The sequence below is a fragment of the Mesorhizobium sp. M7A.F.Ca.CA.002.09.1.1 genome (assembly GCF_003998555.1).
Taxonomy (GTDB): domain Bacteria; phylum Pseudomonadota; class Alphaproteobacteria; order Rhizobiales; family Rhizobiaceae; genus Mesorhizobium; species Mesorhizobium ciceri.
Genome location: NZ_RZRR01000860.1, coordinates 1 through 2,394, shown reverse-complemented (window position 1 = coordinate 2,394; position 2,394 = coordinate 1). Strand labels below are relative to the sequence as shown.

General features: G+C 61.5%; 3 protein-coding genes. 1 reads left to right on the top strand and 2 read right to left on the bottom strand.

The genetic code is table 11. The features are described from left to right. Together EN994_RS27430 and EN994_RS27425 are read right to left on the bottom strand one after the other, a co-directional pair. Positions 1 to 402: PfkB family carbohydrate kinase (locus EN994_RS27430; protein ID WP_245466092.1), on the bottom strand; the 402-nt coding region annotated here is incomplete at its 3' end. Positions 403 to 405: 3 nt separating this feature from the next. Then, complete coding sequence (locus tag EN994_RS27425; protein ID WP_023756676.1) at positions 406 to 1,206, bottom strand: class I fructose-bisphosphate aldolase; 801 nt, start codon at positions 1,204 to 1,206, stop codon at positions 406 to 408. A gap of 162 nt (positions 1,207 to 1,368) precedes the next feature. Here EN994_RS27425 and EN994_RS27420 point away from each other — a divergent pair, with 162 nt between their 5' ends. Continuing rightward, positions 1,369 to 2,130, top strand: coding sequence for a DeoR/GlpR family DNA-binding transcription regulator (locus EN994_RS27420; RefSeq protein WP_013532952.1), 762 nt, complete (start codon positions 1,369 to 1,371; stop codon positions 2,128 to 2,130). Positions 2,131 to 2,394 lie beyond the last annotated feature (264 nt).

Genomic DNA, 2,394 nt, shown 5'->3' with positions numbered 1-2,394 from the left:
GATCAGGACAGTCGCGCGGCTGAGAACCTCGTCCGGAAAGTCCGGCGCGGTGCCCAGCATCGCTTCGTCGTCATACGCGATGAACCGCTCCCCATCCGAACCGACGGTGATCCGCGAGCGCACCGGGCGCGCGTGCGGGTGGCGCGGCGCGAACGCGGTTTCAACGCCGCTCGCAACGAGATCGCACAACACGGCGTCGTCGGCGGCACTGCCCAGCCATCCGACGAACCCGGCGCTTCCGCCGAGCCGCGCGACGGCGGCAAGTGCCGTCGCGACGTTTCCCCCGAAAGCTCGGGCACTTTGCAAAACCTTCCCCTTGCCCGCCGACAACGGCTGATCGACATAGACGATGTCGTCGATCGCAATAGCTCCGAAGCCGAGGATTGAAGGGACGGCGGGCATCGTTCAGGCACCCGCCTTCGCCAAGGCGTCTTGCGCCGAAAGGCCGTCATGGATGACGCCCCGAAAGGCGATCGCTGCCTTTTCCGGATCGCCGTGCCCCCAGAGATTGCGGCCCACCACGGCACCGCGCGCGCCTGCACGGATGGCGTCCGCCGTCTGTTGAAGGGCGCCGAGCAGCGTGTCGGTCTTCGGACCACCAGCGATCACAACCGGCACCGGGCAGGTCCGAACGGTCTCTCGGAACGACTCGAAATCGCCCGTGTACCCGATCTTGATCACATCGACGCCGGACTCGTAGCCGATGCGTGCCGCATAGGCGATCTCGTCGGGGGTGAAGACGATTTTTGCCCCGTCGGTGAAATCGCGAGGGTAGATATGCGCTACCACCGGCATGCCGTAACGAGCCGCCGCGTTCACCGAATCGGTCAGCCAGCGTATGTATTTTCCCTCGGTCGCGCCGCGCACCGGAATGGCCACGGCCAACGCATCGGCGCCGGCGCGCACCGCATCCTCGGGCGTTGCAATCAGTTCACTGATGCGATCGTCTGGGGTGAAGCAGCCGGCCTGGATCACCAGGGAAGCCTTGCCCGCATATTGCGGCCACAGATGGCGCGCGGTGCCAGGCTGGATGCTGACGTAGTCAGGTTTGCCTACCATGACGCGTGCAAGCGCACCCGGCAGGTCGGCAAGACCTCCTTTGCGCACGTCGCCATAGCCGACAAAGTGGTCGACCGCGCCGCCAAAAAGATTCCCCGATGGATGTGAGAAGAGGCGCGCCAGGCGCACCTTGGTTCCGAGGCTCATGAGTCCAAAACTCTCCAATTGATTGATTTCAAAATCCTGGACCCAGTGTTTGCGAAAGAAATAACAAATGCAATCTTTCGAAAGCTTTCGAATTCGCCTATTTTCGGTAGAGTGAACCGAGGCCAGGGCGATCGCTTGGCGCATGGAGGCAAGGACAGGCCAATGTTGTCAGAGCAGAGACGCCAATCGATCCTGGGTGAAGTGCAACGCAGCGGACAGGTTCGCATCAAGGACCTGTCAGACGATTTTGGCGTGTCGGAAGTCACGGTGCGCTCCGACCTCGAGATACTGGATCGCAAGGGACTGCTGACCAAGACCCGCGGAGGCGCGGTGACCCGGACCACGGATTCGACCACGGCCGCGTTCGCCCGGCGGATGCAAACAAACCTCGATGCAAAGAAACGCATCGCCCGGGCAGCGATAGACCTGTTCGAGGACAACCAATCGGTCATCTTCGATGGCGGCTCGACATTGATGCAGGTTGCCATGCTGTTACCGCCGCTCAGCAATGTCGTGGTCGCGGCCACGGCGATGAATATCGTGCAGCATCTGATGCATCGGCCCGGGCTCGACGTTCACATGATCGGCGGCCGGGTCTACCCGGATACGGTAAGCACGCTGATCACCGATGCCGACACGGCTCTCGGCGGCTTGGTAGCGCATCAGGTCTTTGTTGGAGCGCATGCAATTGACTCGTCACTGGATGTGGTCGACGTGAACGAAGACATGGCGCGAACCAAGCGAAACCTCGTGCGCATGGCCCGGCGCGTTGTCCTCCTTGCGGATTCGAGCAAATGGGGCGTCAGCGGAACCTCCAAGGCCTTTTCGCTGTCGAGCGTCGATGTCGTGATCACCGACGATGGCCTGTCCGGCCCAATACGCAGCCAGCTTGATAGGACAGGGGCCAAGGTGATCTATGCCTGACCCCGTCGAGGTCCCTGGCCGCGGCGGAAATATCCGATGCGCGCATGACCCACGGCATCCGCATCGGCGGTCGGCCGTTTTTTCATGTCGGTCATTTTCTCCTCCCAGGACTGGCAGCCTCCCGATATCGCGCCAGCATTTTCGCATGTTGTATAAAAATTTTACGCGCGTCAATATTTAAAATGTTGTATAGCCCTTTGCGAAGGCGATCCGTTACTTCTGGGCGGATTCGGCAGACGGTGACCGCGTTGGGAGGTACGATCG